The 3,964-nt window shown below is 42.6% G+C and carries 4 protein-coding genes; all 4 read right to left on the bottom strand.

Translation table 11 applies throughout. From position 1 onward, the window contains the following. Nucleotides 1–669: amino acid ABC transporter ATP-binding protein (locus ACRCJ0_RS10225; protein ID WP_431390370.1), on the bottom strand; the 669-nt coding region annotated here is incomplete at its 3' end. 805 nt (nt 670–1,474) lie between these two features. Continuing rightward, a complete protein-coding gene (locus ACRCJ0_RS10220; RefSeq protein ID WP_431390369.1) occupies nt 1,475–2,767 on the bottom strand; it encodes an LLM class flavin-dependent oxidoreductase in 1,293 nt (430 codons plus the stop codon). Between the two features lies 1 nt (nt 2,768). Beyond that, on the bottom strand, nt 2,769–3,056 hold the full coding sequence (locus tag ACRCJ0_RS10215; RefSeq protein ID WP_431390368.1) for a glutaredoxin family protein: 288 nt from the start codon (nt 3,054–3,056) through the stop codon (nt 2,769–2,771). A gap of 2 nt (nt 3,057–3,058) precedes the next feature. Beyond that, nucleotides 3,059–3,964 (bottom strand): MsnO8 family LLM class oxidoreductase (locus ACRCJ0_RS10210; RefSeq protein WP_431390367.1); only part of this gene is annotated, 906 nt, incomplete at its 5' end.

Here is a 3,964-nt window from a genome sequence, read left to right as displayed (position 1 = left end):
ATCTGACATGAAGACCACTTTATCCGCCACTTCTTTAGCGAAATTCATTTCATGGGTCACGATAATCATCGTTGCTTGCTCGTCTCTGGCAATGTCAGAAATAACCTGTAGTACTTCAGCCACCCACTCTGGATCAAGCGATGAAGTCGGTTCGTCGAATAAAATGACCTTTGGATTGACCGCAACCGCTCGGGCAATACCCACACGTTGTTGCTGGCCTCCTGATAAAGTGACTGGATATTTGTCTGCTTTTTCTGCTAAACCTACTTTTTCAAGCAAAGCCAACCCTTTTTCTTTAGCGGCACTTTTTGAAAATCCTTGCGCCACTCCAAGGGCATAAGTCACGTTTTCAAGTACTGTTTTATTTTTAAATAAGTTGTAGTGCTGGAAGACCATCGAAGTTTGTTTTCTCAATTCAGCCACAGATTTTTTTGTCGCCTTCTTAGTATCCACGGCCACATCCCCAATGCGAATAACCCCACCGTTCGGTTCTTCTAGGTAGTTTAAGCATCTAAGCAAGGTCGATTTCCCTGACCCTGATGGTCCGATAATGGCCACCACTTCGCCGGCTGCAACTTCAAAGGAAATATCCTTTAAGACCTGAGTCCCAGAAAAGTCCTTTTGTAAGTGTTCAATTTCAATCATATTATTACTATTATTGTTCGTCATTTGTCGCTCATCCTCATTATTGTATGCATATTATCTTCGCTTGTGTTGACTGTCTAAGTCCTTTTGTGGGTAAAATAAAAACCCCTCCCAATAGGCACTCGTCCTATCAAGAAGGGATGACTGGTCAACAATCATGGTTCCACCCTTTTTCATATTGCCCTCACAGACAATATCTCAGTCAGTAAATACTGACAGGCTTAACGGCCCCACCCGTCCAACCAGCTTTCACTGGTAGGATGCTCCAAACGCACTTTCATTACCTGTATCCATCTGCTCTCATCAACACAGACTTTCTGTCCAATACATAAGTAATTACTCTTCTCTTCATCGCATTTCGTGATTAAAAAAATGTCTTTTGCTTGAAGTCAATTTAACAAACCCGAACACCTTTAGACAAGATTACTGCCTGGGGAAAACACGCCTCGTTTTTCATTTTTTGTTTTTACCCTTAGATAAAAGCACGTCTTAAAAGTTTATATTTAGCGGTTTCTAACCAATTACACATAGACTAATATTCGTAAATAACTATCAGAAATGATAAAAAAACTAGACAAATGATCATGAATTTAATTGCATTTTAATACAATGTTTGTATTAGACCCTAACCTGTAACCCCTTAAAAGACGAACAAGCCCTATTATTTAAGCAAAAAAAACGAAACGTGGCCTTGTATCTGCTAGCCATCGTTTCGCCTGTTTGATTATGCGATTTTGTTCAAACAATGAATGAATTAAATAACTGCAATTAATTACATCACTACAATTTTTCAAATCCTTACAGCTTATTAAATCATTGTCCATTGCCATTAAGGGACAATAGGCACCCCAATTTGTTCACGTAGGGTCGTACCTGGGTACTCTGTCCGATAAACCCCACGATCTTGAAGAATCGGCACTACTTCATTGACGAACCGTTCAAAGGCACCTGGAATGTCACCAGCAATAATAAAGCCGTCAATAGCATCTGCTTCAACCCAGCGTTGGATTTCGTCAGCGATGTCTTCAGCTGTCCCAATAAAGTTTGGACGAGTCACCGCTTGTTCCAAGGCTACTTGACGTAAGGTTTGGTTTTCTTCCTTGGCGCGTTTCTTAATGTAGTCTGTTGTCGAACGGAAGGCATCTTTTCCAATATCTCCTAAATCTGGGAATGATGCATCTAGGTCATAACCTGAGAAGTCGTAGTCATCGAAGTAGCGAGCTAGGTATTTCAATGCATTCTCAATTGGAATTAAGCTGGCAAATTCAGTATAAGCTGCTTCAGCATCTTCCAAAGTATCCCCAACAAGTGGGTTGATGCCAGGGTAAACTTTGACCTCTTCAGGATTACGGCCAGCTGCTTTAGCCCGCGCTTTAATGTCATCATAGAAAGCTTTCACTTCCTCTAAAGAATTGGCATGTGTGAAAATAGCTTCTGCATTCCCTGCCGCAAAGGCCCGTCCAGAATCTGATGATCCTGCTTGGAAAACGAGTGGTTCCCCTTGAGGTGAACGACCAATATTTAGGGGACCAGCCACTTGGAAATACTCGCCTTCATAGTTTAAACGGTGCAGTTTTTCAGGATCAAAGTATTGGCCTGTTTCTTTGTTTCTAGGGAAGGCATCCGGTTCCCAAGATCGCCATAAACCACGCACAACATCTAAATGTTCTTGGGCGATTTTATAGCGTTCACCGTGAGGCGGTAGCGTCCGGTTGTTGAAGTTTTCAGCCACCCCTGCTTGTGGTGTCGTCACCAAGTTCCACCCAGCACGGCCATTAGACAAGTGGTCTAGCGATAACAATTGACGTGAAATAGTGAAAGGATCTGTATAAGTTGTTGAGAAAGTCCCCACTAAACCAATATTTTCAGTCACAGCCGCTAAGCTAGACAATAAGGTAATCGGTTCAAAACGGTTTAAGAAATGAGGAATTGACTTCTCAGAAATATATAAACCATCTGCGATAAAGACGAAATCAAATAGTCCTTTCTCTGCTAATTGCGCCCGTGTCTTATAAAAGTTTAAGTTTGTGCTGGCAGTTTCGTCTACTTGCGGATGACGCCAACCATCTGTTGTTCCACCGATTCCATGTAAAATCGCCCCAAAATGTACTTGTTTAGTCATATTACTTCACTCCTATTCCGGCTGCTTTTAGCCCGTTCACCACATGTTCCAACCCAAAATCAATAATGACTTGGTATTGCTTGCTGTCTTTTTGACCAATTTCAACTACTGGCACATAAGAGACCCCGTATTTGGCATTCAAAATGTCTCTAAATTGGTCGTTTTCTGTCACGTCAATTAATTCATATGGAAGGTTTTCCTCTTGTAAGTAATCTTTGATTTCCTGGCAATAATGACACCCTTGCTTGGCCCATAAAACGATATTCGCTGCTTGTTGTTTATCTGACATTATTATCCTCCTTTAATTTCCCCTGCTAAGGCTTCAATAATCTCGAATTTTTTAGCGTAAGGGATGCCGATCGTATGAATCACAAAATGGTCGGTATTAAATCTCTTTGAAAAATCGTCTAGTTGCGCTTTCACCTGACTGGCTGTGCCGACAAAGGCGCCTACTTGTTTTTCAAGGATTTTGGCGTCTTCAGCTTGGTGCAGGTCAGCATATGCTTCAGCGGCCGCTTGTTTGTTGAAGTTGACCCTTTTGCCAGAATTTAAAACCACTGTATAGGCAGCTTGTTCAGCAAGGTAGGCTTTACCTTCATCTGGATCGTCTGTGATATAAACGATGACGGCAATTTTAAAGTCCCCTGATCCTTGATAAGCGGCTCTCGTTTTGTCAAGCGCTTCAAGGTCCGCATTGGCAAAGTAGGGATAGACTAGGCCGGTATCCTGAGTGGTCGTCAAATTGGCACTTTCTTGACTACCCCCGAGCAACTCGATGGTAAAGTCCGAATCAATCGCCGGTTGCAAGTCATAGTTTTCAGCCGCATAGGGATGGTCGGCCGGGAAATTATTACGGATAAAACGAGTAACCTCGATAAATTTGTCATCGAAAGACTGGACCGGTTTGATAAAGTCTCGTTGTAGGACCTCAACCGCCTCATCCTTACCACCTTGCGCTTTTCCTAATCCCAGAATCACCCGTCCTGGCGCTAGTTGGTGGAGGACACTGAATGACTCCGCCACTTTATAAGGGACATAATGTTGCAGCATGACCCCACCAGATCCTACACGAATCTTGTCCGTCTTGGCTAAGATGTAACCCACCAAAATTTCTGGTGCCACACTAGCAATCTCTTTTGTAAAATGGTGTTCCGCTACTAAAAAGCTGTCATAGCCCAATCCTTCGGCCTGTAGAGG

This window comes from Aerococcus sp. L_32 (assembly GCF_050689315.1).
This window is presented reverse-complemented; position numbering and strand designations above follow the sequence as displayed.